The organism is Rhodococcus sp. 1163 (assembly GCF_002091985.1).
In the GTDB taxonomy this organism is placed as follows: domain Bacteria; phylum Actinomycetota; class Actinomycetes; order Mycobacteriales; family Mycobacteriaceae; genus Rhodococcoides.
On sequence record NZ_MKKX01000003.1, the window covers coordinates 124,734 to 150,815 of the forward strand.

At 61.9% G+C, this 26,082-nt stretch carries 26 protein-coding genes; 17 read left to right on the forward strand and 9 right to left on the reverse strand.

Annotated features, from left to right (window positions below; genetic code table 11):
• Window positions 1-28 precede the first annotated feature (28 nt).
• On the reverse strand, window positions 29-289 hold the full coding sequence (rpsT, locus tag BJD99_RS00560; protein WP_084344722.1) for a 30S ribosomal protein S20: 261 nt from the start codon (window positions 287-289) through the stop codon (window positions 29-31).
• 306 nt (window positions 290-595) lie between these two features.
• Here rpsT and BJD99_RS00565 point away from each other — a divergent pair, with 306 nt between their 5' ends.
• Window positions 596-1,366, forward strand: coding sequence for an aquaporin (locus BJD99_RS00565; RefSeq protein ID WP_084344856.1), 771 nt, complete (start codon window positions 596-598; stop codon window positions 1,364-1,366).
• 1 nt (window position 1,367) lies between these two features.
• Here the strand turns inward: BJD99_RS00565 and BJD99_RS00570 are convergent, their stop codons facing one another.
• Window positions 1,368-1,931, reverse strand: a complete 564-nt coding sequence (locus BJD99_RS00570) for a type II toxin-antitoxin system PemK/MazF family toxin (RefSeq protein WP_084344724.1) — start codon at window positions 1,929-1,931, stop codon at window positions 1,368-1,370.
• A gap of 114 nt (window positions 1,932-2,045) precedes the next feature.
• On the opposite strand from BJD99_RS00570, the gene lepA reads away from it, so the two are divergent.
• The gene (gene lepA, locus BJD99_RS00575; protein WP_084344726.1) at window positions 2,046-3,887 is read left to right on the forward strand and encodes a translation elongation factor 4; all 1,842 of its coding nucleotides are present in this window, start codon (window positions 2,046-2,048) and stop codon (window positions 3,885-3,887) included.
• Window positions 3,884-4,897 carry a nitronate monooxygenase gene (locus BJD99_RS00580; RefSeq protein ID WP_256895224.1) on the forward strand — a complete coding sequence of 338 codons (1,014 nt, stop codon included), beginning with the start codon at window positions 3,884-3,886 and terminating at the stop codon, window positions 4,895-4,897. Before lepA ends, BJD99_RS00580 begins: the two co-directional genes overlap by 4 nt.
• 34 nt (window positions 4,898-4,931) lie before the next feature.
• On the opposite strand, the gene BJD99_RS00585 is transcribed toward BJD99_RS00580, so the two are convergent.
• A complete protein-coding gene (locus BJD99_RS00585) occupies window positions 4,932-6,974 on the reverse strand; it encodes a glycoside hydrolase family 15 protein (protein WP_084344860.1) in 2,043 nt (680 codons plus the stop codon).
• 79 nt (window positions 6,975-7,053) lie between these two features.
• On the opposite strand from BJD99_RS00585, the gene BJD99_RS00590 reads away from it, so the two are divergent.
• The 6 genes from BJD99_RS00590 to BJD99_RS00610 all read left to right on the forward strand — a co-directional run bounded on the left by BJD99_RS00590 (window position 7,054) and on the right by BJD99_RS00610 (window position 11,510).
• The gene (locus tag BJD99_RS00590) at window positions 7,054-7,284 is read left to right on the forward strand and encodes a hypothetical protein (protein WP_084344728.1); all 231 of its coding nucleotides are present in this window, start codon (window positions 7,054-7,056) and stop codon (window positions 7,282-7,284) included.
• A 146-nt stretch (window positions 7,285-7,430) separates the two neighbouring features.
• On the forward strand, window positions 7,431-7,523 hold the full coding sequence (locus tag BJD99_RS21460) for an Ms4533A family Cys-rich leader peptide (protein ID WP_354561833.1): 93 nt from the start codon (window positions 7,431-7,433) through the stop codon (window positions 7,521-7,523).
• 240 nt (window positions 7,524-7,763) lie between these two features.
• Window positions 7,764-8,786 carry a sulfate ABC transporter substrate-binding protein gene (locus tag BJD99_RS00595; RefSeq protein ID WP_084344862.1) on the forward strand — a complete coding sequence of 341 codons (1,023 nt, stop codon included), beginning with the start codon at window positions 7,764-7,766 and terminating at the stop codon, window positions 8,784-8,786.
• Window positions 8,787-8,791: 5 nt separating this feature from the next.
• A complete protein-coding gene (gene cysT, locus BJD99_RS00600; RefSeq protein ID WP_084344730.1) occupies window positions 8,792-9,655 on the forward strand; it encodes a sulfate ABC transporter permease subunit CysT in 864 nt (287 codons plus the stop codon).
• On the forward strand, window positions 9,652-10,452 hold the full coding sequence (gene cysW, locus BJD99_RS00605) for a sulfate ABC transporter permease subunit CysW (protein ID WP_084344732.1): 801 nt from the start codon (window positions 9,652-9,654) through the stop codon (window positions 10,450-10,452). The genes cysT and cysW overlap by 4 nt, the downstream gene beginning before the upstream one ends.
• Window positions 10,452-11,510, forward strand: coding sequence for a sulfate/molybdate ABC transporter ATP-binding protein (locus tag BJD99_RS00610; protein WP_084344734.1), 1,059 nt, complete (start codon window positions 10,452-10,454; stop codon window positions 11,508-11,510). Before cysW ends, BJD99_RS00610 begins: the two co-directional genes overlap by 1 nt.
• Here the strand turns inward: BJD99_RS00610 and BJD99_RS00615 are convergent.
• The 5 genes from BJD99_RS00615 to BJD99_RS00635 are packed head-to-tail and all read right to left on the reverse strand — an operon-like array spanning window position 11,500 to window position 16,970.
• On the reverse strand, window positions 11,500-12,261 hold the full coding sequence (locus BJD99_RS00615; RefSeq protein WP_084344736.1) for a sirohydrochlorin chelatase: 762 nt from the start codon (window positions 12,259-12,261) through the stop codon (window positions 11,500-11,502). The two genes, BJD99_RS00610 and BJD99_RS00615, sit on opposite strands and share 11 nt — an antisense overlap.
• The gene (locus tag BJD99_RS00620) at window positions 12,258-13,589 is read right to left on the reverse strand and encodes a sulfate adenylyltransferase subunit 1 (protein ID WP_084344738.1); all 1,332 of its coding nucleotides are present in this window, start codon (window positions 13,587-13,589) and stop codon (window positions 12,258-12,260) included. Before BJD99_RS00620 ends, BJD99_RS00615 begins: the two co-directional genes overlap by 4 nt.
• Complete coding sequence (gene cysD, locus BJD99_RS00625) at window positions 13,589-14,533, reverse strand: sulfate adenylyltransferase subunit CysD (RefSeq protein WP_084344740.1); 945 nt, start codon at window positions 14,531-14,533, stop codon at window positions 13,589-13,591. Before cysD ends, BJD99_RS00620 begins: the two co-directional genes overlap by 1 nt.
• A complete protein-coding gene (locus BJD99_RS00630) occupies window positions 14,530-15,240 on the reverse strand; it encodes a phosphoadenylyl-sulfate reductase (RefSeq protein WP_084344742.1) in 711 nt (236 codons plus the stop codon). Before BJD99_RS00630 ends, cysD begins: the two co-directional genes overlap by 4 nt.
• Window positions 15,237-16,970, reverse strand: a complete 1,734-nt coding sequence (locus tag BJD99_RS00635) for a nitrite/sulfite reductase (RefSeq protein WP_084344864.1) — start codon at window positions 16,968-16,970, stop codon at window positions 15,237-15,239. Before BJD99_RS00635 ends, BJD99_RS00630 begins: the two co-directional genes overlap by 4 nt.
• A gap of 410 nt (window positions 16,971-17,380) precedes the next feature.
• Here BJD99_RS00635 and hemW point away from each other — a divergent pair, with 410 nt between their 5' ends.
• Complete coding sequence (gene hemW / locus BJD99_RS00640; protein WP_084344744.1) at window positions 17,381-18,589, forward strand: radical SAM family heme chaperone HemW; 1,209 nt, start codon at window positions 17,381-17,383, stop codon at window positions 18,587-18,589.
• 53 nt (window positions 18,590-18,642) lie between these two features.
• Here hemW and BJD99_RS00645 read toward each other — a convergent pair whose 3' ends face one another.
• Window positions 18,643-18,948: a type II toxin-antitoxin system VapB family antitoxin gene (locus BJD99_RS00645; RefSeq protein ID WP_084344746.1), complete on the reverse strand. Its 306-nt coding sequence runs from the start codon at window positions 18,946-18,948 to the stop codon at window positions 18,643-18,645.
• A 211-nt stretch (window positions 18,949-19,159) separates the two neighbouring features.
• Here BJD99_RS00645 and hrcA point away from each other — a divergent pair, with 211 nt between their 5' ends.
• The 7 genes from hrcA to BJD99_RS00680 all read left to right on the forward strand — a co-directional run bounded on the left by hrcA (window position 19,160) and on the right by BJD99_RS00680 (window position 26,017).
• Complete coding sequence (gene hrcA, locus BJD99_RS00650) at window positions 19,160-20,203, forward strand: heat-inducible transcriptional repressor HrcA (RefSeq protein WP_084344866.1); 1,044 nt, start codon at window positions 19,160-19,162, stop codon at window positions 20,201-20,203.
• A gap of 83 nt (window positions 20,204-20,286) precedes the next feature.
• Window positions 20,287-21,441, forward strand: a complete 1,155-nt coding sequence (dnaJ, locus tag BJD99_RS00655; protein WP_084344748.1) for a molecular chaperone DnaJ — start codon at window positions 20,287-20,289, stop codon at window positions 21,439-21,441.
• A 2-nt stretch (window positions 21,442-21,443) separates the two neighbouring features.
• A complete protein-coding gene (locus BJD99_RS00660; protein ID WP_084344750.1) occupies window positions 21,444-22,217 on the forward strand; it encodes a 16S rRNA (uracil(1498)-N(3))-methyltransferase in 774 nt (257 codons plus the stop codon).
• The gene (locus tag BJD99_RS00665) at window positions 22,217-22,984 is read left to right on the forward strand and encodes an alpha/beta hydrolase (RefSeq protein ID WP_084344752.1); all 768 of its coding nucleotides are present in this window, start codon (window positions 22,217-22,219) and stop codon (window positions 22,982-22,984) included. The genes BJD99_RS00660 and BJD99_RS00665 overlap by 1 nt, the downstream gene beginning before the upstream one ends.
• Window positions 22,985-23,111: 127 nt before the next feature.
• A complete protein-coding gene (locus tag BJD99_RS00670; RefSeq protein ID WP_179142129.1) occupies window positions 23,112-24,128 on the forward strand; it encodes a PhoH family protein in 1,017 nt (338 codons plus the stop codon).
• Between the two features lie 39 nt (window positions 24,129-24,167).
• Window positions 24,168-24,710, forward strand: a complete 543-nt coding sequence (gene ybeY, locus BJD99_RS00675; protein WP_084344756.1) for an rRNA maturation RNase YbeY — start codon at window positions 24,168-24,170, stop codon at window positions 24,708-24,710.
• Window positions 24,707-26,017: a hemolysin family protein gene (locus tag BJD99_RS00680; protein WP_084344758.1), complete on the forward strand. Its 1,311-nt coding sequence runs from the start codon at window positions 24,707-24,709 to the stop codon at window positions 26,015-26,017. Before ybeY ends, BJD99_RS00680 begins: the two co-directional genes overlap by 4 nt.
• Window positions 26,018-26,082 lie beyond the last annotated feature (65 nt).

A 26,082-nucleotide genomic window follows, 5' to 3' on the forward strand; every position in this document is an offset into this window, starting at 1 on the left:
CCGAGCGGGTTCTTTCGTTACGTGAAGATCAGAGCTTGTTGACCGCGAGAGCCAGTGCCGACTTCTTGTTGGCTGCCTGGTTCTTGTGGATGACGCCCTTGCTTGCTGCCTTGTCGAGCTGGCGAGCTGCCGTCAGGAGCAATGCCGAGGCCTTGTCCTTGTCGCCGGTCGAAGTGGCATCACGGAAGGAACGGATGACCGTCCGCAGCGAAGACTTCACCGACTGGTTGCGCAGTCGCTGACGCTCGTTGGTGAGAATCCGCTTCTTCTGGGACTTGATGTTTGCCACGCGTAAATCCTTCTGTCTTCGTCGGTATTCCGGTCAGGGCGATCCATGCTGAAATGCCCGAAGTATGCTGCCGAGCTGTTGAGCCCAGCGCCGAAGGTCAAGAATACCAGCACTGGCAGTCATAACCGAAATCGGCGACGCTCGCGGTGTGAATGCCGAGGGTGGAGGCTGGAAAACTCGCCCTCTGGAGTGCCGATCGGAAGTGCGGTTCCGCACCTCCCGATCGTGTGGTGGAGATCACATGAGTGGCGTAACCTACTGCTCGACAGGATTTGGCCGGGAATACCTTCTCAGCAAGGTGGGGACATGTCGACAGCACAGGAGTATGCGGAACCGGAAGTAATCTCCGACACGAAAAAGTATGTCGCGGAGGCGATCGGCACCTTCGTGCTCGTGTTCACCGCCGTCGGTACTGCAGTGTTCGCGGGGGACAAGGTCGGAAACCTCGGCGTTGCACTGGCTTTCGGGCTCACCTTGCTGTTTCTCGTCTATGCGATCGGCCCGATCTCCGGTTGCCACGTCAATCCCGCTGTCACCATGGGGCAGTTGTTACTGGGGCGGTTGTCCATCGCCAAAGCGGGCCTCTACGTTCTCGCTCAAGTGATAGGCGGACTCATCGCAGGCGCAACTCTGTTCGCGGTCGCGAACAGTCTCCCGTCGTACGACCGCACAGTGGATGGACTCGGCGCAAATGGTTGGGGCGCGCACAGCCCCTCCGCCATCAAGGGCCCGCTCGGGGGTGTGCTGGAGAACGGTTACGGCATCGGCGCCGCGATCGTCATCGAGGTCTTGCTGACCGCGCTGCTCGTCTTCGTGGTGTTGGCATCGACCGATCAGATCTCCGACGTGCCACTGGCAGGGGTATCGATCGGATTCACACTCACCGTCATTCACCTCGTTGCCATTCCCATCGACAACACGTCGGTGAATCCCGCTCGGAGCCTCGCCGTCGCGGCGTGGCAACCCGGTGCGCTTTCTCAGGTCTGGCTCTTCATCGTATTTCCGCTGGTAGGCGGAGCGTTGGGTGCCCTCATCTATCGCGGCGTGTTCGGTCGGTACAACCGTCTCGAATCCTGAATCAGGACCAGCTGAAGTCACTGCGCAAACGCGACGCCACGATGTCGAACTTCGACTTGTTCAGTACTGCACCTTCGCGTCGGATCCCCGACTCGGGGACGTCGAGCACCCGATCGAGTCGAATCCAACTAGGACGTCCCTCGCTGTCCCAGGAACCCGAACCGATGGCAACCCAGTCTCGTTCACCGTCGCGCTTGCTCTGACTCGAGAGCATCAAGCCGAGCAGGACGTCGCCGTCGCGCCCGACTACGAGGACGGGTCGGTCCTTGCCCTGATTCGCATCTTCTTCGTAGGTGACCCAGGTCCACACGATTTCACCGGGATCGGCTTTCCCATCGAGATCGGGGGAGTATTCGACCCGTCGTGCGCGATGTGCGGTCGGGACGGTGTGCGAGGCGACCGGACGCCCCGAATCGACGGTCGGGCCGGAGGAGCTTGTACTCGACAAGGCATCGATGCCCTTCTGGAGGGCGCCCGAACTCTGAAGTTGACGGAACAGTCTCGGACCCTCGCGCCGCGCGATCCTGCTCAATTCCTTACCGAACTTGCTCCAGTTCCCTGCCATGCGAGAACAGTCTAGTCATTCCGCACGAACGGCCAGCCGGGGAAGTCTTCGGGCGCGAGACATGGGAAGATGGACTCTGTCCGTTCGCTCTTCTCCCCGGCCAAAGGATCGTAAGTGCCCAGCTTCGCCGACACGACGTTCACCGATCCGTCCAGGATCAGGAACTTCTGCATCATCGCCCACATCGACCATGGCAAGTCGACGCTGGCAGATCGGATGTTGCAGCTCACGGGCGTCGTCGATGACCGATCCATGCGGGCTCAGTACCTCGATCGTATGGACATCGAGCGTGAACGCGGCATCACGATCAAGGCTCAGAACGTTCGCCTTCCGTGGCTGGTCGACGGCGAGGAGTTCGTACTCCACCTCATCGACACTCCCGGTCACGTCGACTTCACCTACGAGGTCTCTCGTGCCCTCGAGGCCTGTGAGGGTGCAGTGTTGCTGGTCGACGCCGCGCAGGGGATCGAAGCTCAGACGCTCGCGAACCTGTACCTCGCGCTCGAAAAAGAGCTGACGATCATTCCGGTTCTGAACAAGATCGACCTCCCCGCAGCGGACCCCGACCGCTACGCCGCCGAGATCGCGCACATCATCGGGTGCGAAGCGGAAGACGTACTTCGCGTCTCGGGCAAGACGGGTGTCGGCGTCGAGGAATTGCTCAACGAGGTCGTCAAGCTGGTCCCCGCGCCAGTCGGGAACCCGGACGGGCCCGCGCGGGCAATGATTTTCGATTCCGTGTACGACACCTACCGCGGCGTCGTCACCTATGTCCGAGTGGTCGACGGGGCTCTCAACCCGCGCGAGAAGGTCACGATGATGTCGACCGGCTCGACTCACGAACTACTCGAAGTCGGGATCGTTTCACCCGATCCGAAAGCGACCAAGGGGCTCGGCGTCGGCGAGGTCGGATACCTGATCACCGGCGTCAAGGACGTTCGACAGTCGAAGGTCGGCGATACCGTGACCACGGCGCGCAAGGGTGCGACGGAACCCCTCACCGGGTATCGCGAACCCCGCCCGATGGTGTACTCCGGCCTGTACCCACTCGACGGGTCCGACTACCCGGATCTGCGTGACGCACTCGAGAAGCTGCAACTCAACGACGCTGCGCTCACCTACGAGCCCGAGACCTCGGTCGCGCTCGGATTCGGCTTCCGCTGCGGGTTCCTCGGGTTGCTGCACATGGAGATCACCCGTGAGCGCCTGGAACGAGAATTCAACCTCGATTTGATTTCCACCTCCCCGAACGTGGTGTATCGCGTCGAGATGGAAGACAACGCCGAGCATGTGGTGACCAACCCGTCGTACTGGCCCGAGGGCAAGGTGCGCGACGTCTTCGAGCCGATGGTGAAGTGCACCATCATCACCCCGAGCGAGTTCATCGGTTCGATCATGGAGCTCTGTCAGGGCAGGCGCGGCGAGCTGGGCGGAATGGACTATCTGTCGGAGACGCGGGTCGAACTGCGCTACACGATTCCCATGGCGGAGATCATCTTCGACTTCTTCGACATCTTGAAGTCGCGTACTCGTGGCTACGCGAGCCTCGACTACGAAGAGATCGGCGAGCAGAGCGCAGCTCTGGTCAAGGTGGACATCCTCCTTCAGGGTGAGGCAGTCGACGCCTTCTCCGCGATCGTGCACAAGGATGCCGCGGCCGCATACGGAAACAAGATGACCACCAAGCTCAAAGAGTTGATTCCGCGCCAGCAGTTCGAGGTGCCCATTCAGGCTGCTATCGGGTCCCGGATCATCGCTCGCGAGAACATCCGCGCGATCCGCAAAGACGTGCTCGCCAAATGTTATGGCGGTGACATCAGCCGTAAGCGCAAACTCCTCGAGAAGCAGAAGGAGGGCAAGAAGCGGATGAAAACCATCGGTCGGGTCGAGGTTCCGCAAGAAGCCTTCGTTGCCGCGTTGTCTTCGGAGTCGTCGACGGACAAGCCGAAGAAGTGATTCGCTCCACGGTCATCCTCGACGGGCTTCGCGTCCCAGTGATCAGTGCGCCGATGGCCGGTGGGCCCTCGACCGTGGAACTCGCGTCAGCGGTGTCGAACGCGGGCGGACTGGGCATGCTCGGCGGTGCCCTGCTCGACGTCGATAAGCTTGCCACACAGGTTGTTTCGATGCGAGGCATCGTTTTCGGTGTCAACTTGTTCATCCCGGACGACCCGACAGGCGCCGATGTCGCTGCGTATGCGCGGCATCTCGAGCCATGGTTCGCGCGGTACGACGTCGAACCGGGGGAGTTGCCGCGGCGCGACGACTACTATTCCGACAAATTCAGCTGGCTCGTCGAGCACCCGGTTCCCGTCGTGACAAGCACGTTCGGCACGTTCAGTGCCGCAGAGGTCGCGGCGCTGCACGAGGTCGGGTCCGAGGTCTGGTGCACCGTGACGAGCGGGTCGGAAGCACACGAGGCGCAAGCCAACGGGGTGGACGCACTCGTGGTGCAAGGCCCCGAAAGTGGCGGCCATCGAGGAAGTTTCGATGGTTCGGCCCCAGAAGTTCCGTTGACGGGTGTACTCGAGGCCGTGCGGGCGGCGTCGAGCCTTCCACGTATTGCAGCGGGTGGATTGATGGACGGACACGACATCGCACCGCTGCTGTCTTCAGGATTGGCGCACGCGGCGCAGCTGGGCACGGCCTTTCTCGATACCCCGGAAGCCGGTACCAGGGCGGTCCACCGAGAGCAGCTGAGGAAGGCGTCCCGCACCGCGGTGACCCGCGCGTTTTCCGGCCGTCCAGCACGTGGACTCGTCAACGAGTTCATCTCGGAGAACTCTGCCGTGGCACCGCTGGCCTACCCAGACGTGCACTACCTCACCGGACCCATGCGGGCCAAGGCTGCTGCTGCGGGAGATCCGTCGGGGCTGTCGATGTGGGCAGGCACGGGCCACCTCAGAGCCAGGGCGGTCCCCGCAGCCGAGCTGTTGGCCGAATGGGCGCAGCAGCTGCAGCGCTGAGAGATGGCGCTGAGGGAACGGCACGGATGGAATTTTAGTTGACGTGCGCAGGCTTGAAGTGTCCGGTGGCCTGAGCTTCCTCCGCTCGAATGACGTGAACAACGGCATTGATGAGCGCGAGGTGCGTGAAGGCTTGCGGGAAGTTGCCGAGGTGCCGGCCGGTCTTCGCATCGAGTTCTTCGGCGTAGAGCTTCAAGGGGCTCGCGTATCCCAGCAAACGTTGGCACAGGTGCTTGGCACGTTGTAGGTGGCCGATCTCCACGAGCGCCGACACCAGCCAGAAAGAACAAATGGTGAAGGTGCCCTCCTCGCCCGCCAGACCGTCGTCGGTCGTGTCGACGCGGTACCGAAGCACCAACCCGTCCTCGGTGAGCTCGTCGGCAATGGCCAGCACTGTCGCCTTGATGCGTTCGTCGTCGGGTGGGAGGAATCTGAGCAACGGTGCCAGCAGCAAGGACGCGTCCAGAGAAGGGTGTCCGTATCGCTGGGTCAGTACCCCGCGAGAGTCGACGCCGTGCTCGAGGATATCGGCTTTGATTTCGTCGGCGATCTCGTTCCATTGCGCGGCATAGCCGCTCTCGCCGTGGATTTCGGCAAGCTTCGAACCGCGGTCGAGCGCTACCCAGCACATCATTTTGGACGAGGTGAAATGCTGCGGTTCGCCACGCACCTCCCAGATTCCGCGGTCGGGTTTACGCCAATTCGCGATCGCTTCCTCGACCTGTCGCTTGAGCAGGGGCCACAAGAACTCCGGCACATGTTCGCGTGACTTCACGTGCAGGTACACCGAGTCGAGCATCGTTCCCCAGATATCGTGCTGCTCCTGGTTGTAGGCGCCGTTTCCGATGCGGACGGGTTGGGCGCCGTCGTAACCGGACAGGTGGAGCAGCTCGCTTTCTTCGAGAGTCTTCTCACCGCCGACGCCGTACATCACTTGGAGCGGATTGGCATCGCCGTTCTCGGCCCTGGACACATCGGCCATGAACGAGAAGAAGTCATTGGCTTCGCGGTCGAGCCCGAGTGTGTAGAGGCCCCACAGTGCGAAGGTCGAGTCGCGTACCCAGGTGTATCGGTAGTCCCAATTGCGCTCTCCGCCAGGGGTTTCCGGTAGTGAGGTAGTCGATGCTGCCAATAGAGCTCCGGTGGGTGCATAGGTGAGACCTTTGAGGGTGAGCGCACTGCGCTGCAGGTATCCGCGCCACGGATGGTCGGGGAATCGTCCGATGGTGATCCACTGACGCCAACACTCGGCGGTTCGCCACATCTTCTCCGCTGCCTCGTCGAATGTCGTAGGGGCGGCCAGATGGGACCACGAGAGCGCCACGAAGATGTTGTCACCCTCGGCCATACGGGTACGAGCACGAGCTTCTCGGCCCTCGATGCCGATACGAAGATTGGTTGTCAGAGTCAGCGTCGGCTGGTCTCCGTCGGTACTGGCTTGGCATGTTGCTGTTGCCTGCTCGTAGACCTTGCCGGTGTACTCCCACTGCGCAGGCGCACGGTGGTAGTCGAATGCCGGCTCGCAGCTCATCTCCAATTCGACAGTGCCGCTGACACATTTGACCGTGCGGAGAAGGATGTGCTCGGCATCCCAATCGGACGGCGCCCGCTTGTGTGAGCGGGAACGCTGATCGGTGTTGTGCCACGGACCCATTACCAATGCATCGCGTACGACGAGCCAACCGGTTTCGGTCTGCCACGTTGTCTCGACGATCAAGCCGCCTGGTAGGTAGCGTCGGGCAGCTGGGACGGACTGGCCGTACGGCCCGACCCGAAAATGGCCGGCGCTACGGTCCAGTACCGCACCGAACACGCTCGGTGAGTCGGGGCGTGGGATACACATCCACTCCACCGAACCGTTCCTGGCCATGAGACATGTCGTCTCGCAATCGGAGAGAAATGCATAATCGTCGATCGGAGGGAAGGCGCTTCGGTACGAGGTGAGGCTGGAAACCGGGGCCTCGGTACTGGCCAGAGCGCCCTGTGAAGGGTGCTCGTCGCCGTCAGGTACCCCAGCTGCCAGGACGGAATCGTCGGTTACGGGGACCACTGTCGACTCGTTCTCGAATGCCGTCATGGTCCCATCATCATCCGTGTGTGCGGCCATCGTCTACCGCCGGGGTTTATCGGCGTGGCGGACCGATAGAGTGAACGGCGTGGATGCAATAGCGACCTGGTGGGACGGGATCGAACTGTGGATCACCGCTCTCCCGTTCATTCCACAGTCGCTCGTAGTGATGCTGGTGGTCGTACCCGTTGCATCAGGGCTCGCGGTCCTGTTGGACCGAGTTCTTGCAGTACTGCTGCGAGTGCTGGGTCGAGATGCTCACGCCCAGTCCGAGCTGGAAGCCCCATTTCAAGAAACGTCGAAAACGGAAGGCCACTGATGCCACGGTCGAGGGTCTCGCTAGCACTGTTCGCTCTGCTCGTTCTCGTCGTGATCGCCTGGTTTCTGACCAGATAGTCGACGCATATCCGCGGGGACCGATCGAGGAATTAGAGTCCACCAGGATCCTCTGCTAGATTTCTGTCCGTGTCTGCCGCTGCCGAGTACCGAGTCCGCCATGAATTGGCGTTGATTGCGGTCGGCATGCTCGCAGTGGCCGATATCGACTGTTGTCGATAGACCTCGTGGCGCTCCGGCCGCATGACGGTCAGGCGTTGTAGCCTGCTTGCTCGCTGCGATCTGTCGTTACCTGCACCGCTTGTTCTACGTGGGTGCCCGATGTCGATCGACTCGACCGGCCATCCCTCTTGCTTTCGCTGCGCTGGTCTCTCGTTCCGCGCATGCGTGCCCGCACACCGTCCACTCGTACAGCTGCGAATCGGCTTCGAACGGACTGAACAGATGAAAGGCTCCTTCTCGATGAGACACAGCTCTCGTTACCTGCTCACCACCTTCGCTGCGGTGGGAACACTCGTTCTTTCCGCCTGCGGAGGTGGCTCCAGTGATGCCGTCGGTGACTCGGGCGGATCCTCGGGTGGCACCGCGCTGACCCTCGTCGGTTACGCAGTGCCGAAGAACGGCTGGGATGCGATCGGGCTTGCATTCGCGGGAAGCGAAGCGGGCGAAGACAGTTCGATCAACGCCGACTACGGTGCCTCGGGTAACCAGTCACGCAAAGTGGCCGACGGTGCCCCGGCTGACATCGTGAACTTCTCCGTCGAGCCGGATGTGACGCGGTTGGTCAAGGCGGGCAAGGTCGATGAGGATTGGAACCAGAACGCTTACGGCGGCGTGCCTTTCGGATCGGTCGTCACCTTGGTCGTCCGCGAGGGCAACCCGAAGAATATTCGAACGTGGGACGATCTGCTCGCCCCTGATGTGCAGGTCATCAGTCCGAGCCCACTGAGCTCGGGTTCGGCCAAGTGGAATCTGCTGGCGCCGTACGCGGCAAAGAGCAACGGCGGTCAGGATCGGCAGGCAGGTCTCGATTACGTTCAGAAGCTCGTGTCGGGACACTTTCCGGTACAACCGGAGTCGGGTCGTGCGGCAACCGAGGCGTTCCTGCAGGGGCAGGGCGACGTGCTGATCAGCTACGAGAACGAGGCACTCCTCATCGAAGAGCAGGGCGAGAAGGTCGAGCACATCGATGTGGCAGATACCTTCCGTATCGAAAATCCTGTTGCTGTGGTGAACACCAGCGGCCAGCTGGAATTGGCCAATGCTCTCAACGATTACATCTATACCGACGAAGGACAGAAGATCTGGGCGGAGGCAGGATTCCGACCCGTCGACCCGGACGTTGCAGCCGAGTACTCGGACAAGTTCTTCACCCCGGAGAAGCTGCGGACTATCGACGATCTCGGTGGTTGGAGTCAGGTCGACGCCGATCTGTTCGGTGACAGCGGTGCGATCACGACCATCTACAGCGAAAACACCAAGTAGGAACCATGTCGACCACTATCGAGGCCGAGTCACGGTCATGGCGCGCGTCTCCGCGTAAGGGGCGTAAGTTCCGCGGTCCCGGATCCGTCGGTCCGCTCGGCCTCGGAGTGGCGGTGTTGTGGTTGAGCATCATCGTGCTGTTGCCGCTCGCGGCGTTGTTGGTCAAGTCGTTCGACAATGGGGCAGCCGGTTTCTGGGATGCGGTGACACAGCCGCGTGCGATCGCGACATTCAAGGTGACGCTGGAAGTGTCGGCTGCCACTGCGCTCGTCAATCTCTTCCTCGGCACGCTGATTGCGTGGGTGCTCGTTCGGGACGAGTTCCCGGGCAAACGATTCGTCAATGCGGTGATCGACCTGCCGTTCGCATTGCCGACGATCGTGGCGAGCCTGGTGTTGCTCTCGCTCTACGGCCCGACCAGCCCTATCGGCCTGGTCTTCAATGCCACCAAGCCCGCTGTCGTCGTTGCGTTGTTGTTCGTCACATTGCCGTTCGTTGTGCGCGCAGTACAACCGGTACTCATCGAGGTCGACAAAGAGGTGGAAGAAGCGGCGGCGTCACTGGGCGCAGGCAACTGGACCATCTTCCGGCGCATCGTGCTTCCGGTGCTGATGCCCGCAGTTCTGAGCGGCGCAGGGCTGGCCTTCGCAAGGGCTATCGGCGAATTCGGATCGGTTGTCCTCATCGGCGGCAACATACCAGGGCAAACGCAGATCGCATCCCAGTACATCCGCGAACTGATCGAGTACGACCATCAGGTCGACGCAGCAGCGATCTCGGTCGTCTTGCTCGCGTTGGCGTTCGTCGTCCTGTTCGTTCTTCGCATCGTGGGAAGTCGACTCGCTCGAAGAGAGGAACAGATCCGATGAAGCTCGGACTCCCGGTCAAACTCTCGCTGCGGGCCGTTGCGTTGTTCTATCTCGCTGCACTGGTGTTGTTTCCGCTCGGCGCCATCCTCTATCGAACTTTCGAAAATGGGATCGCCGAGTTCTGGGGACTGATAACGACGCCGGCCGCGCAGTCGGCACTGCAACTGTCGTTGCTGATCGTCGCGATCGTCGTTCCGATCAACGTCGTGTTCGGAGTCATCACAGCCCTTGCACTCGTGCGTGGACGATTCCGTGGAAGGGGTGTCCTCGAGGCCATCGTGGACCTTCCGTTTGCGGTGTCGCCCATCGTCACCGGCGTCGCGCTCATCCTGCTGTGGGGTGCCAACGGTTGGTTCGGTGGCATCGAGAGTCTCGGCTTCAAAATCATCTTCGCTTTGCCAGGGATGGTGATAGCGACGATCTTCGTGACGCTGCCCTTCGTGGTGCGCGAAGTGGAGCCAGTGCTCTACGAAATCGGAGAAGAGCAGGAAGAAGCTGCATCGACGTTGGGGGCTTCCTCGATGCAGACCTTTTGGAGGATCACACTTCCTGCCATTCGCTGGGGCCTGACGTACGGAATCGTCCTGACCGTTGCGCGTTCGCTCGGTGAGTTCGGCGCCGTGATCATGGTGTCGACCAACTTGCCAGGCATCTCGCAGACACTGACGCTGTTGGTGAATTCACGATACGAGGACTTCAACCAAGCGGGTGCATATGCCGCATCCACGCTGCTCATGGCAATTGCCGTCATCGTATTGCTGCTGATGACTGCCCTCGACAAAAAGAGGACGAAGTAATGACCACATCGAAAAACAACGAGATCGAGATCTCCGTTGTCGGCGCCAACAAGAAATACGGCGACTTCGCCGCACTCGACAACGTCAGCATCGACATCCCCAAGGGCTCACTGACGGCGTTGCTCGGGCCCAGTGGCTCTGGTAAGTCGACCTTGCTGAGGTCGATTGCGGGCCTCGAGCAACTCGACTCCGGTCAGGTGGTCCTGGCCGGCCAGGACGTGACGTGGGTGAGCCCACAGCGTCGTGAGATCGGATTCGTGTTCCAGCACTATGCAGCCTTCAAACACCTCAGCGTTCGCGACAACGTCGCCTTCGGACTGAAAATCAGGAAGCGACCGAAACCGGAAATCAAGCGGAAGGTGGACGAACTCCTCGAGATCGTCGGCCTCGCCGGCTTCCAGACGAGGTTCCCGGCGCAGCTCTCGGGCGGCCAACGGCAGCGGATGGCACTCGCACGCGCGCTCGCGGTCGACCCACAAGTGCTGCTGCTCGACGAGCCGTTCGGCGCCCTCGACGCGAAGGTCCGTGAGGATCTTCGGACCTGGCTACGTCGATTGCACGACGAGGTTCACGTCACGACGGTATTGGTGACACATGATCAGGAAGAGGCACTCGACGTCGCTGACCGGATCGCGGTGCTCAACAAGGGGCGCATCGAGCAGGTCGGTACGCCCGAGGACCTTTACGATCGTCCCGAGAACGACTTCGTGATGTCCTTCCTCGGGCAGGTCGCAAAGCTCAACGGACTACTGGTCCGACCGCACGACATTCGCGTCGGTCGGGATCCGAGCATGTCGCTGGCGCAGGAGAACGGCACAGCCGAATCAGCGGGCGTGACTCGCGCCATCGTCGAACGCGTCGTACGTCTCGGATTCGAGGTGAAGGTCGAACTGAAGAATGCGGCAACCGGAGAACCCTTCACAGCGCAGATCACGCGCGGCGACAGTGAAGCACTCCAGCTCAACGCCGGAGAGACGGTGTACGTACGCGCCACACGGATCCCGAAGATCCTCAATTCCAAGGGCACCATGGCGCCGGCCGCCGGATCTACCTATTGAGGTGATCGTTGTCTGCAGTGACGATGTGCGTCAGAGCGCAATCGTAACGATGGGACACCACCTCGGCCACCGACGAATGCGCACCGATGACGTCCGCTCGGACGACGTCGAAACCTGATTCGTCCACAACTGCGGATACCCGGTCGGTCAGCAACCCCGGTGCAAGGAACCACTGCGCGAGCACAATCTTCCTCGCACCCGCGTTGTGCAGGAGCTGGAGAGCCTCGGCAGGGCCCGGATTCGGCACGGTCGCAAAGCATGTCACGGCCTCGCACCAACGCGTGCTCGTGAGAACGTGTCGAGCAATGGCACGAGTGCGTTCGTTGGCGGCACTGTCCGAGGATCCGACAGCGGCGAGAAGGACCCCGACATCGGGGTCGTCGACGTCGACACCGGCGTCGAATATGCGTGAGCGAACGGCATCGAACAACCGCTGATCCTCGCCCAGTACGTCGGCCTGCACCAGCGACAATCCTGGGTTACGCAGCCGTGCCGCTTCGAGCATCGTCGGCAAGTCCACTCTCGCATGAAACGCGCTGCCGAGCAGCAGCGGAACGACGACTGCCGAGTCTGCACCCTCAAGAGCGACATCGTCGATCACTCGATCGACGTGCGGCTCCGTCAGGTCCAGAAACGCCACTCGCACATCCACATCCGGGCGCCGAATTCGGATCCGATCGACAACCGCGTGCACCGTGCGAGCCGAGCGTGGGTCGCGGCTGCCGTGAGCGGTAGCAATCAGCACGCTCACGCCGGTATCGGCGTCCCGAGCTCGACAGCGGACAACGCGTCGCCGACCAGACCGGCAGCAAGGGTGTTTCCACCGTTCGGGTCGATCAGCAGAAAGCTGCCGGTGTGTCGGTTGACCCGGTAGTCGTCCGCCACGATCGGCTCGGCCACCCGAACCGAGATTCGACCGATGTCGTTGAGCTCCAGCGATTCCGGTGACGGCTCGGACATCAATTTCTGCTCGTCGAACCGCTCGACCAGCGAGCCGACGATGGCCTGCGTGGTACGCGTTCCGTGCTTGAGTAGCAGGCGCGCACCTGGACGCAGGGGCTTCTCGGCGAGCCAGCACACAGTGGCGTCGAATTCACCGAGGGCCTCCGGCGCATCCTGCGGGGAAGCGATGGTGTCACCTCGAGAAACATCGACGTCGTCGGCGAGAATCAACGTGACGCTACGGCCGGCATGGGCCGATCCGAGTTCGCCATCGGCTGTGTCGATGCGCTCGACGGTCGTGCGTACTCCCGAGGGCAACACGACGACTTCGTCGCCGGGGGACACCGTTCCCGCTGCAACTTGGCCGGCGTAGCCGCGGTAGTCCGGGAATTCGGCTGTGCGCGGGCGGATTACGTACTGCACGGGGAACCTCAGTCCCACTCGATGAGGTTCTGCGTCCACCGGGACGGACTCGAGATGCTCTATCAGCGTCGGGCCGTCGTAGTACGGGGTCTTGGTCGAGCGCACCGCCACATTGTCACCATGCAGGGCGGACACCGGAATCTCGGTGACATCCTCGGTAGCCCAGCCAAGTGAACTCGTCAGAGAGTTGAATTCTTCGGAGATGTCCGCGAAGACTTGCTCCGGATTCTCGACGAGGTCGATCTTGTTGACTGCCAAGACCAGCTTTGGTACCCCGAGTAGTGCGAGAACTGCTGCATGCCTACGTGTTTGCGTGATGACACCCTTGCGTGCGTCGACGAGAAGTATGACGAGCTGAGCCGTGGACGCACCGGAGACGGTGTTACGGGTGTACTGAACGTGGCCGGGTGTGTCGGCGAGAACGAACGAACGCGCGGGTGTCGCGAAGTACCGGTAGGCAACGTCGATCGTGATGCCCTGCTCGCGCTCGGCACGCAGGCCGTCGACCAGCAGTGACAGGTCCGGCGTACTCAGTCCACGGTCGACCGATGCGCGTGTGACGGCATCGATCTGGTCGGCGAGAACAGATTTCGTGTCGTAGAGCAGGCGCCCGACCAGGGTGGACTTACCGTCGTCGACGCTCCCGGCGGTGGCAAGCCGTAGAAGCTGTGTACCGGAAGTGGGGGCTGCGGAATCGGAACGAGAGTTGCTCATCAGAAGTATCCTTCGCGCTTGCGGTCTTCCATGGCAGCCTCGGAAACACGATCGTCTCCGCGAGTGGCACCACGTTCGGTGAGCCGAGATGCCGCGACCTCGGCAAGAATCGCGTCGTTGTCCGCGGCATCGGAGAGAACTGCGCCAGTGGTGGATCCATCGCCCACGGTCCGGTACCGAACCGACAGAGTCTGCAGCTCCTCGGATTCGCTCGGGCCGCCCCACACACCGGGAGTCATCCACATTCCGTCGCGCTGGTACACCGGGCGCTGGTGGGCGTAGTAGATGGACGCCAATTCGACGTCTTCCCGGGCGATGTAACGCCAGATGTCGAGTTCGGTGAAGTTGCTCAACGGGAACACTCGAACTTGCTCACCCGGCGAATGCTTACCGTTGTAGAGGTTCCACAATTCCGGACGCTGCTTCTTCGGATCCCACTGCCCGAATGCGTTGCGAAGGGAGAAGATGCGCTCCTTGGCGCGAGCACGCTCCTCGTCGCGGCGTGCACCACCGAAGATGGCATCGAAACGGTTCTCCGAGATCGAGTCCAGCAACGGAACGGTCTGAAGTGGGTTGCGAATGCCGTCGGGACGCTCGATGAGACGGCCGTCGGCGATGTAGTCCTCGACGCTGGCGATGTGCAGGCGGAGGTTGTACTTGGCGACTACGTAGTCGCGAAAGTCCAATACTTCCTGCAAGTTGTGGCCGGTGTCGACGTGCAGCAGCGAGAACGGAAGCGGCGCAGGCCAGAAGGCCTTGATCGCCAAATGCAGCAGAACGGTGGAGTCCTTGCCGCCGGAGAAGAGAATGACCGGGCGCTCGAACTCGCCTGCTACCTCACGGAAAATATGGATCGCCTCGGACTCGAGCGCGTCGAGTGTGTCGAATCGATCGCTGTCGAGCAGTGTGCGCGTGGCTTCTACAGCCGTCGTGTCCAGTGTCATGATGCGTGCAACCCACATTCGGTTTTGGCCTTACCGGCCCACCGTCCGCTACGCGGATCGGCGCCGGGGGCGGGCTTGATGGTGCAGGGAGCGCACCCGATCGATGGATAGCCTTCGTCGACAAGCGGATTGACGAGTATGGAGTGCTCGTCGATGTAGTTCTGCATGTCCTCGTCCGACCAGGCTGCGATCGGATTGATCTTCACCAGGCCGAAGCCTTCGTCGAAGGAGATGAGAGGCGCATTGGCACGGGTAGGGGATTCGACTCGACGGATGCCGGTAACCCAGGCGCTGTAGTTTGCAAGCTCCTTTTTCAGCGGAGCAACCTTGCGCATGGCACAGCATCGATTCGGCTCGCGAGCGAAAAGATCTTTGCCTTCCAGCGCATCTTGTTGTGGCACAGTCAGTTCGGCTCGGGCATTGACGATCTTGACGCCGTAGACGGCTTCCACCGCGTCGCGGGTGCCGATGGTTTCGGCGAAGTGATAACCGGTTTCGAGGAACAGGACGTCGATGCCCGGATGTACCTGGGCGGCAAGGTGTACTAGGACTGCATCCTGCATGTTCGACGCCACGATATAGTCGGTGCCGAATTCGCGTTCGGTCCATGCAAGCAATTCGTGAGCGTCGGCTCCGTCGAGTTCGCGAGCGCCGCGCTCGGCGATCGCCTTCAACTCCTCGACCGAGAGGTTCATCCGAGTGGTCATCGCATATCCGCCTCATCTGCTCGCACTGCCCATTCGGCGAAGCGTTCGCCCTCGTTGCGGTTCTTCACGAACTGCCGTACGACGCGATCGATGTAATCACCCATCTCGACGCTCGTGACCTTGTGCTGGCGTAACTTTCGGCCGAAGGCAGTGTCGAAGCCGAGGCTGCCGCCCAGGTGCACCTGGAAGCCTTCGACCTGATTTCCTTCACCGTCGTCGACCAGTTGGCCCTTGAATCCGATGTCCGCGACCTGCGAGCGGGCGCAGGAGTTGGGGCAACCGTTGATGTTGATCGTGATCGGTACGTCGAGCTGGGCGTTGATGTCTGCCAGACGCTCTTCGAGTTCGGGCACGAGAACCTGTGAGCGCTTGCGTGTTTCGGCGAACGACAGCTTGCAGAACTCGATGCCGGAGCAGGCCATCAGGTTCTTGCGCCAGTGCGACGGCCGAGCAGGGAGGCCCAGAGCGTCGAGGTCGGCGATCAGCGGCTCGAGAGTTTCTTCGGCCACGTCGAGGATGATCAGCTTCTGGAAGGGCGTGAAGCGGATTCGGTCACTGCCGGCCTTCTCGGCGGCGTCGGCAACCCGAGCGAGAATGGTCCCCGAAACGCGGCCCGCGATCGGAGCGAAACCGACTGCGTTGAATCCGTTCTGGGTCTTCTGGATACCGACGTGGTCGATGGGCCGCGTCGGCTTCTCGGGTGCCGGGCCGTCGATCAGGGGACGCTTCAAGTATTCGGTCTCGAGGACTTCGCGGAACTTTTCGATTCCCCAGTCCTTGATGAGAAACTTGAACCTGGCCTTGGCGCGCAGACGGCGGTAGCCGTAATCACGGAAGATCGAGACAACACCTTCCCAGACGTCGGGAACCTCGTCGAGCGGAATCCAGGCGCCGACGCGCTGAGCGAGCATCGGGTTGGTGGACAAGCCGCCGCCGACCCAGAGATCAAGTCCGGGACCGTGTTCCGGGTGGTTCACGCCGATGAACGCGACGTCGTTGATCTCGTGGACTACGTCCTGCTGGCCGGAGATCGCAGTCTTGAACTTGCGGGGCAGGTTCGAGTAACGAGGGTCGCCGATGTAGCGGCGCACGATCTCGTCGATAGCGGGGGTGGGATCGAGTACCTCGTCGAGGGATTCGCCGGCCAGGGGAGAGCCGAGAACCACGCGGGGGCAGTCGCCACAGGCTTCGGTGGTCTTCAGGCCGACAGCCTCGAGGCGCTTCCAGATCTCCGGTACGTTCTCGACCTCGATCCAGTGGAACTGGACGTTCTCGCGGTCGGACAGGTCGGCGGTGTTGCGGCCGAACTCCTGCGAGATGCCGGCGATGGTCCGTAACTGCTCGAGGTTGAGAGAGCCTCCGTCGCAACGCACTCGCATCATGAAGTACTTGGCTTCGAGGAGGTCGAGGTTCTCGTCACCGGTGAAAGTGGCGTTGTATCCCTCCTCACGCTGGGTGTAGAGGCCCCACCAACGGAAGCGTCCACGCAGGTCGCTCTTGTCGATGCTGTCGAACCCCTGCTTGGAGTAGATGTTCTCGATGCGCGCCCGCACGTTCAGCGGGTTGTCGTCCTTCTTCGCCTGCTCGTTGGCGTTGAGGGGTTCGCGGTATCCGAGGGCCCACTGACCTTCGGCGCGGCGCTTGGTGGGCCGTGCGGTGCGCTCTCTGGGTGCAACATCAGGCGATTTCGCGCCTGTCGCATCGGTTGTCGCGTCGGTTGTCGACGACATCAAAGGCTCCTGCATCTTTTCTCTGCCGGACGGTGAAAGGGTGGGGGCTGAAACTCACCGCTTGCACACGCGTTCGGTTGGATCGGGGGGCTTTGTGAGAAGAAACGTGCTCAGTTCGAATTCCGAGCGGGGATGAGCGTGCGTGTCGTAGGAGACGCAGAACTCAGCTACACACTCTTACGGCATCGACACGAAGAACTGCAGACACGCTTGAGATCGACGTGGCGTCGTGCCACCAATCGGATCCCAGAGTCGTTCACGGACCCTATTGTGCCACGTCATACGGCAAGTGCCGACCGCGGCGACCTATTTACCCGAATTTCTCGGTAAATAGGCTGGCAGAGAGCCTGGATCTCGGGACGCTGTCCGTGTGGTGAGGCGACTCTTCAGGTTCTGGGACACTGGAGAGCGTGAACCTTTCCGCCTCGCCCGCAGTCTCACTCGAACTGCCAGATGCGGCGTTCGACGGCGTCGGTTCGCGGCCGTTCGGGATCTACGTGCACGTGCCCTTCTGTGCGACACGATGCGGCTACTGTGATTTCAACACCTACACCGCTGGGGAGCTCGGAACGTCCGCGTCGCCGGAATCGTGGCTGACCGGATTGTGCCGTGAACTCGATGCCGCCGCCGCGCTCATGAACGATCGCGCAGGATCGGTGCCAACCGCCGACTCGGTGTTCGTCGGCGGGGGCACACCCTCGCTGCTGGGTGGGGACGGCCTCACCGATGTGCTGAACGCCGTTCGTGGCAGCTTCGGGCTGACGACGGGCGCCGAGGTGACGACGGAGTCCAATCCCGAGTCGACGTCGCCGACATTCTTCGAAAAACTGCGTGCAGCGGGCTTCACCCGGATCTCGCTCGGCATGCAGTCGGCCGCCCCTCACGTTCTCGCGGTGCTCGATCGAACGCATACACCCGGACGCGCTGTTGCGGCGGCGAAAGAGGCCCGGGCAGCGGGCTTCGACCATGTCAACCTCGACCTCATCTACGGGACCCCCGGTGAACGCGCGGAGGATCTCGACGCCTCCCTTGCTGCAGTTCTCGAGGCGGGCGTCGATCATGTGTCGGCCTATGCGTTGATCGTCGAGGACGGCACGGCCATGGCGCGCAAGGTTCGACGCGGCGAGCTACCGGCTCCCGACGACGACGTGCTGGCCAGCCGGTACGAGCGGATCGACTCGGTGTTGTCCGGTGCTGGACTGCACTGGTACGAAGTGTCCAACTGGGCGACCGATGACGCTGCCGAATGCAAGCACAATGTCGGCTACTGGGATGGCGGAGACTGGTGGGGAGCCGGTCCTGGGGCACACAGTCACATCGGTGGAACCAGGTTCTGGAACATCAAGCACCCCGCTCGATACGCGGACCGGTTGGCAGCAGGCGAATTCCCCGTCGCAGGCAGTGAACTGCTCACGAGTGCGGACACTCACCTGGAAGAGCTGATGTTGAAGATCCGTCTACGTACGGGACTGCCTGCCGATGTGCTTGCTGATTCCGAGCGCGCGGCGGCCGATCAGTTGGTGGTCGACGGCCTGATGGTTGTCGAGCACGATCGTTACGTCCTCACCGACCACGGCCGGCTGCTGGCCGACGCGGTCGTCCGCGCTATCGCTGCGTGATCGGGCGTTCGATCACCCACGAGACGAACACTGGAAATTCGAATTCTGGAAACTCACGCACTCAGTGCGTCGTAGTCGAACACGCGGGCATGTAGGACCGTCCTGTTGCGCAGGGCCGCTCGCACAGCTCTGTGCAGGCCATCTTCGAGGTAGACGACCCCGCGATAGTGGACGGCGTGCGGAAACAGATCGCCGTAGAAGGTCGAGTCCTCGGACAGAAGGCGGTCGAGTTCGAGAACCTTCGTGGTGGTGACTATGTCGTCGAGGCGGAGTTGGCGGGGAGGAATCTTGGACCAGTCCCGCAGCGACAGGCCGTGCTCGGGGTACGGCTTTCCGTCGCGAACACCTTTGAAGATCACGCTGTGACCCTCGATTCGGTGTAGTTCGTCACAGCTATGTCCGTTGTCGCAGTCGAGTAACCCACTTGTCCACACTAAGGCCTAGCGGTGGGTACTGCTCCATGGCCACTAGACTCGACAGGCGGGTCGGCCGGGGGAGGGCAGTCAGCAGGCTGTTCGCGCCCCGACCCGGTGTATGTCATGAACAGAGCAGATGTGGAGGTGGATACCGATGTCGGGCACTGATGACCGTCGGTTCGAAATTCTTCGGGCGATAGTTGCTGATTACGTCTCCACCCAGGAACCTGTCGGGTCGCGCGCCTTGGTGGAACGTCACAACCTCGGTGTGTCCAGCGCGACAGTGCGTAACGACATGGCGGCGCTGGAGGCAGAGGGCTACATCGCACAGCCTCACACCAGCTCCGGTCGGGTACCGACCGACAAGGGGTACCGACAGTTCGTCGACCGCATCGCCGACGTCAAACCACTCTCGCCTGCCGAGCGGCGTGCGATTCTCGAGTTCCTGGAAAACGGCGTCGACCTCGACGATGTTCTTCGTCGCGGGGTTCGACTGCTTGCACAGCTCACCCGCCAGGTGGCCGTCGTTCAGTATCCGACGTTGTCGGTGTCCTCGGTTCGCCACCTCGAAGTAGTTGCGCTCACACCCGCCCGGCTGCTTCTGGTGCTCATCACGGACTCCGGACGCGTCGATCAGCGCATCGTCGAACTGGGCGATGTCATCGACGACGAAAACTTGGCAAAACTGCGCAGATTGCTCGGTGGAGCGCTCGAAGGGAAACGTCTCGCCGCGGCTTCGGCGGCCGTTGCCGAACTCGCCGAGAATGCACCCGAACCCCTGCGCGATGCAATGATCAGATCTGCGACTGTGTTGGTCGAGTCCCTGGTAGAGCACTCGGAGGAACGTCTCGTGCTCGGCGGAACCGCCAACCTGACCCGAAATGCCGCCGATTTTGCAGGTGACGCCGGATTCCCAGGTTCGTTGCGTGCTGTTCTCGAAGCATTGGAAGAGCAGGTCATCGTGCTCAAGCTACTTGCTGTGACACAGGACACGCGGACTGTGACGGTGCGGATCGGTGAAGAGACGCAGGTCGAGGAGATGCGCGGAACTTCGGTGATTTCCACTGGGTACGGTTCGGCTGGCATGGTTCTGGGAGGTATGGGAGTGCTGGGCCCCACACGCATGGACTATCCGGGAACAATTGCATCGGTCGCCGCCGTTGCGAGGTATATCGGCGAGGTTCTCGCCGAGCGCTGATCACCGGACAACAGACATTGCTTGTCGCACCGCGATAGCGGAGGCAAGCGCAGACCGGATCGACAAAAACGAAAGAGACTTACGTGGCACGGGATTATTACGGGACGCTCGGTGTGAGCCAGAAGGCTTCGGACCAAGAGATCAAGCGCGCCTACCGCAAACTTGCGCGTGAACTCCACCCCGATGTGAATCCGGACGAGAGCGCGCAAGCCCGATTCAAGGACATCTCCACTGCCTACGAGGTCCTCTCCGATCCCGAGAAGCGACGCGTCGTCGACCTCGGAGGAGACCCACTTCAGCAAGGCGGCGGCGGCGGGGCAGGCTTCGGTGGTGGCGGCTTCGGCGGCGGACTCGGAGATGTATTCGAAGCGTTCTTCGGCGGACAGGGCGGTGGCAGTGGCCGCGGACCCCGTGGTCGCGTCCAGCCGGGTGCCGACTCGCTGCTGCGAACGAAACTTACGCTCGACGAGTGCGCGACAGGTGTCACCAAGCACATAACCGTCGACACGGCGATCCTGTGCGACTTGTGTACCGGTGCGGGTACCAACGGTGACTCCAAGCCCGTGACCTGCGAAACCTGTGGTGGCGCAGGCGAAGTACAGTCCGTTCAGCGCTCCTTCCTCGGTCAGGTCATGACCTCACGGCCGTGCCCGACCTGCCGCGGAGCCGGGGAGACCATTCCCGACCCGTGCCGCAAATGTGGTGGCGACGGTCGCGTTCGATCGCGTCGAGACATTTCGGTCAAGGTCCCGCTCGGTGTTAGTAACGGCATGAGGATTCGACTCGCTTCTCAGGGTGAAGTCGGCCCGGGCGGCGGACCCGCAGGTGACCTCTACGTGGAAATCGTCGAGCAGCAGCACGACGTGTTCGTCCGCGACGGCGAAGATCTGCATTGCACGATTCGTGTCCCGATGGTCGACGCAGCGCTCGGCACCTCGGTGTCGGTCGACGCGATCATCGACGGACCGACGGACATCGTCGTCGATCAAGGCACTCAGCCCGGAGCTGTCGCGGTACTGCGTGGTCACGGCATGCCGAAGCTCCGGTCCGGAATTCGAGGTGACCTGCACGCGCACCTCGAGGTCGTGGTGCCGTCACGTCTGGACAACAAACAGACTCAGCTCCTCGAAGACCTGAAAGCCCTGCGAGACCGCGATGCAGCCGAGGTCGTCACCATCGGTTCCCAGCACAGCGGTGGGCTGTTCTCGAGGCTCCGGGAAGCGTTCAGCGGTCGCTGACGATGGCGGCCACCGTTTTCTACCTCGATCCCTTGCCCCAGGTCGGTAGCACCGCTGTCCTGGACGGGAAAGAAGGCCACCATGCCGCTACGGTGCGGCGGATCCGAGTAGGAGAGCGAATCTTGCTCTCCGACGGGCACGGCGGCGTCGCGGACACCGTCGTGATCTCCGCCGAGCGTGATCGCCTCGAAATGACCGTCAATGCTCGATCGGACATGCCGCGGCCGACACCATCGGTGGGGCTCGTCCAAGCGCTGCCCAAAGCAGACCGTTCGGAGTTGGCCGTAGAACTGGCGACCGAAGCGGGCGTCGACTCCATCGTGCCGTGGCAATCCTCCCGATGCGTCGCGCGTTGGGAAGGTGCGAAAACAGCCAAGGGCGTCGCTCGGTGGCGCAGTACGGTTGCCGCCGCGGCCAAGCAGTCCCGAAGGCCGTTCGTTCCGGACGTCGCCGAACTCCATGACACGGCGGCGGTACTCGAACTCGTTCGTGGGGTCGTCTCCCGCGGGGGAATCGTTGCAGTGCTTCATGAATCGGCAACCGACAGGTTCTCGGAGTTGCCGCTGCGTTCGGTGAGCGAGGTGCTGTTGGTGGTAGGTCCTGAAGGTGGTTTGGACGACAGCGAAGTAGGCAAATTGACTGCGGCCGGAGCCAGAACCGTCGTGTTGGGTCCGACGGTTCTGCGGACCTCGACCGCTGCGGCCGTTGCACTGGGTGCGATCGGTGTCTCGACGGACCGCTGGGCGCAGCAGCCTCTCGACTTTCGTGAGCCTTAGTGGAGCGAACCAAAATCAGCTATGGCGAGCACGAGGAGCAGTACGGCCACCTCTATCTCCCGGAGCGCTCCGCCGCTGAAACCGGCACTTGTGTACCTGTCGTCATGATCGTTCACGGCGGATCCTGGAGTGGCCAGTACAGCTCCAGCCTCGGCACCCGGTACGCCGTCGAATGTGCGCGCGCGGGTATCGCAGCCTGGAACATCGAATATCGCCGCGTCGGCGCAGGCGGGCTGTGGCCCGAAGTGAGCAACGATGTCGGCGCGGCGCTCGACGCACTGATCGGCATAGCTGCCGAACTCGATTCGATCTCACTCGATCTCACAGACATCCGAGTGCTCGGTCATTCGTCCGGGGGACACCTGGCCGCCTGGCTGGCAGGTCGGCGCGGCGGCGCGCTGACACCGTCGCTGATCGTGACGCAGGCAGGTGTTCTGGACTTGGTGACGGGACCGAGGTCGGGAATCGTCAATCCTGCCGTTCGCGCGTTGCTCGACGCCGACTACGAGGACGCGCCCGCGCTGTATCGGTCGGCGTCGCCGATACACCGCATTCCCACCGCGGTCCCGATGCATTGCATTCATGGATCGCTCGACACGCTGGTGCCGGTGTCGCAGAGCGAACTTTATGTGGCAGCGGCCCGCGCTGCCGGTGATAACGCCGAACTGACGATCGTTCCTGGTGAGGACCACATCGCGTTTCTCGAGACCGGGTCGCAGAGTTGGCAGCGCTCGGTGACTGCGGTGCTCGCCGGTACCGGCAGGTAAATGGGAATGCTGTTATTCGCATGCGCGTTAAACTCGAATCAGGCCCCGTCCATTTCATGCTCGTCGACATCGGAAAGCAGGCCATAGCCACCACGTGAGTGAACACAGCGAACTTCCCACCGAACGCATGGTTCGGTCCAGCATGGAGCTTGCGCCTGAGGCAGTTCTTCCGCTGCTCGGACCTTCCGATGAGAACCTGCGGACACTCGAGCAGCTTCTGAGCGCCGACATCCATGTCCGAGGAAACGTAGTCACTTTGAGTGGCAAGATCACCGACGTGGCCCTCGCCGAGCGTGTCATCTCCGAATTGGCCGCCGTCGCCAAGCGCGCGCAGCCGCTGACCGTCGATGCGGTACGCAGGGCAGTGGGCATGATGACCGATGGTGTCGCGGAGTCACCGGCCGAAGTGCTGAGCCTGGACATCCTTTCTCGTCGAGGCAAGACCATCCGACCGAAGACGCTCAATCAGAAGCGCTACGTCGACGCAATCGACACCAACACCATCGTTTTCGGTGTCGGCCCCGCCGGTACCGGCAAGACCTATTTGGCGATGGCCAAGGCGGTCCAGTCGCTGCAGGCCAAACAGGTCAGCCGCATCATTCTGACGCGGCCGGCGGTGGAGGCCGGTGAGCGTCTGGGCTTTCTGCCCGGCACGTTGCACGACAAGATCGACCCGTACCTGCGCCCGCTGCACGATGCACTGCACGACATGATGGATGTCGAGGCTATCCCGAAGCTCATGCAGGCAGGTGTCATCGAGGTCGCTCCGCTGGCGTACATGCGTGGTCGGACCCTCAACGACGCGTTCATCATCCTCGACGAGGCGCAGAACACCACCGCCGAGCAGATGAAGATGTTCCTCACCAGGCTGGGCTTCGGCTCGAAGATCGTGGTGACCGGCGACATCACTCAGGTCGACCTCCCCGGTGGCGCACGTTCGGGGCTACGGGCCGCGTCGGAGATACTCACCGACGTCGATGACATTCACTTTGCACAGTTGACCAGTAGCGACGTGGTTCGACATCGCCTGGTGTCGGAGATCGTCGACGCTTACGAGCGGTTCGAGTCCACGAACAACCAAGATCTCTCGCTGAGCAATCGAGCACAGCGACGCTCTGGAGGGCCGCGCTCTGCTCGCCGATAGAATCTGCTCGAAAGTCCCTTGTCGAAAGAGTGAGCAGCAATGAGTATCGAGGTGTCCAACGAATCGGGGATGGAAGTCTCCGAAACGGATCTCGTAAGTGTGGCCCGGTTCGCTATCGCCAGTATGGACGTGCATTCGGCGGCCGAGTTGTCGATGGTTCTCGTCGATTCGTCCACCATGGCGGACCTGCATATGCGGTGGATGAACCTACCGGGCCCTACGGATGTCATGTCGTTCCCGATGGACGAGCTCGAGCCCGGCGGTCGTCCGGATTCTCCCGAGCCGGGCCCGTCGATGCTCGGCGATATCGTGCTGTGCCCGTCCTTTGCTGCAGACCAGGCAGCAGCGGCCGGCCATCCTCTCGAACACGAGTTGGCACTGCTGACTGTCCACGGTGTTCTGCATCTGCTCGGCTACGACCACGCCGAACCGGATGAAGAAAAAGAGATGTTCGCTCTTCAGAATCGCATTCTGGCGGAGTGGTACGAGGATCTCCGTCGCGCAGAAGAAGCCGAAGTGCAGGCGGCCAGGGACAGTCGGCTGCTCGGCAAAACCGGCTTCGTCGGCGGCGACAACCTGTGAGCGATGCGCCTGCGCTGATAGTGGCAGCAGTCGTCCTCGTACCGATCGCAGGTTTGTTCGCAGCCGTGGATTCGGCACTGAACACCGTCTCACGGGCCCGCGTCGAGGACATGGTCAAAGATGGTCGCCCGGGCGCTATCGGTCTTCTCACCATCGTTGCGGACCGCCCTCGATACGTGAATCTGACGGTCCTTCTTCGCATCCTGTGCGAAATCGTTGCCACAGTTCTACTCGCGGGTGGGCTGATCGGTGTTCTCGACGAAACGATCGCACTTATCGTCACTGCCGTTGTGATGGTGTTGGTCAGTTACATTGTCATCGGTGTCGGCCCCAGAACGCTCGGGCGCCAACACGCGTACTCGATCGCACTGTTCGCGGCACTTCCGCTGAGAGGCCTCGGCTGGATTCTGGGTCCGGTGAGCCGCGTGCTGATCATGATCGGCAACGCGATCACGCCGGGGCGCGGATTCCACAACGGCCCGTTCGCATCCGAGATCGAACTGCGTGAACTGGTCGACATGGCCCGTGAACGCGGTGTGGTTGCAGACGACGAGCGCCGAATGATCCAGTCCGTCTTCGAACTCGGTGACACCTCGGCTCGCGAGGTGATGGTTCCGCGGCCGGAAATGGTGTGGATCGAGTCCGACAAGTCAGCGGGACAGGCGACTTCGCTCGCCGTGCGCAGTGGTCACTCTCGGATTCCGGTGATCGGTGAGAACGTCGACGACATCATCGGCGTCGTGTACCTGAAAGATCTTGTGCAGCAGACGTACTACTCCACCGATGGCGGACGCGGCGTGAAGGTGACCGACGTCATGAGGCCGGCAGTATTCGTACCGGACTCCAAGCCGTTGGACAGTTTGCTCGCCGAAATGCAGCGTGATCGTAAGCACATGGCCGTGCTCATCGACGAATACGGCGGAACTGCAGGGTTGGTCACCATCGAGGATGTGTTGGAGGAAATCGTCGGAGAGATCGCCGATGAGTACGACGCCGGTGAAGTTGCGCCCATCGAAGACTTGGGTGACGGACGCTATCGGGTATCTGCACGTGTGCCACTCGATGACGTCGGCGAGTTGTTCGACATCGAGATCGAATCCGAGGACGTCGACACCGTCGGTGGTCTCCTGGGTTACGAGCTCGGACGTGTACCGCTCCCAGGTTCGCGTGTGCAGGCGCACGGCTTGGCATTCACCGGCGAAGGCGGCGCCGATCAGAAGGGTCGAGTGCGAGTCACGACCGTTCTGGTGGAGAGGTTCGAGAACGATCACGATGAGGAATCGTCGACAGAAGTGTCCGATGCCTGAGCTGTGCGGAAGAACGAATACAACCATCCCGGCCGCATCGCGCGGCGGGAAGAGCTGGGAGGTGC

Bases quoted from the DNA above. Each gene is read 5' to 3' on its own strand.
- BJD99_RS00565 (WP_084344856.1), top strand. From the start codon at position 596: ATGTCGACAGCACAGGAGTATGCGGAACCGGAAGTAATCTCCGACACG.
- BJD99_RS00570 (WP_084344724.1), bottom strand. From the start codon at position 1,931: ATGGCAGGGAACTGGAGCAAGTTCGGTAAGGAATTGAGCAGGATCGCG.
- BJD99_RS00585 (WP_084344860.1), bottom strand. From the start codon at position 6,974: ATGACGGCATTCGAGAACGAGTCGACAGTGGTCCCCGTAACCGACGAT.
- BJD99_RS00595 (WP_084344862.1), top strand. From the start codon at position 7,764: ATGAGACACAGCTCTCGTTACCTGCTCACCACCTTCGCTGCGGTGGGA.
- cysT (WP_084344730.1), top strand. From the start codon at position 8,792: ATGTCGACCACTATCGAGGCCGAGTCACGGTCATGGCGCGCGTCTCCG.
- cysW (WP_084344732.1), top strand. From the start codon at position 9,652: ATGAAGCTCGGACTCCCGGTCAAACTCTCGCTGCGGGCCGTTGCGTTG.
- BJD99_RS00610 (WP_084344734.1), top strand. From the start codon at position 10,452: ATGACCACATCGAAAAACAACGAGATCGAGATCTCCGTTGTCGGCGCC.
- BJD99_RS00620 (WP_084344738.1), bottom strand. From the start codon at position 13,589: ATGAGCAACTCTCGTTCCGATTCCGCAGCCCCCACTTCCGGTACACAG.
- cysD (WP_084344740.1), bottom strand. From the start codon at position 14,533: ATGACACTGGACACGACGGCTGTAGAAGCCACGCGCACACTGCTCGAC.
- BJD99_RS00630 (WP_084344742.1), bottom strand. From the start codon at position 15,240: ATGACCACTCGGATGAACCTCTCGGTCGAGGAGTTGAAGGCGATCGCC.
- BJD99_RS00635 (WP_084344864.1), bottom strand. From the start codon at position 16,970: ATGTCGTCGACAACCGACGCGACAACCGATGCGACAGGCGCGAAATCG.
- hrcA (WP_084344866.1), top strand. From the start codon at position 19,160: ATGTCGGGCACTGATGACCGTCGGTTCGAAATTCTTCGGGCGATAGTT.
- BJD99_RS00660 (WP_084344750.1), top strand. From the start codon at position 21,444: ATGGCGGCCACCGTTTTCTACCTCGATCCCTTGCCCCAGGTCGGTAGC.
- BJD99_RS00670 (WP_179142129.1), top strand. From the start codon at position 23,112: ATGGTTCGGTCCAGCATGGAGCTTGCGCCTGAGGCAGTTCTTCCGCTG.
- ybeY (WP_084344756.1), top strand. From the start codon at position 24,168: ATGAGTATCGAGGTGTCCAACGAATCGGGGATGGAAGTCTCCGAAACG.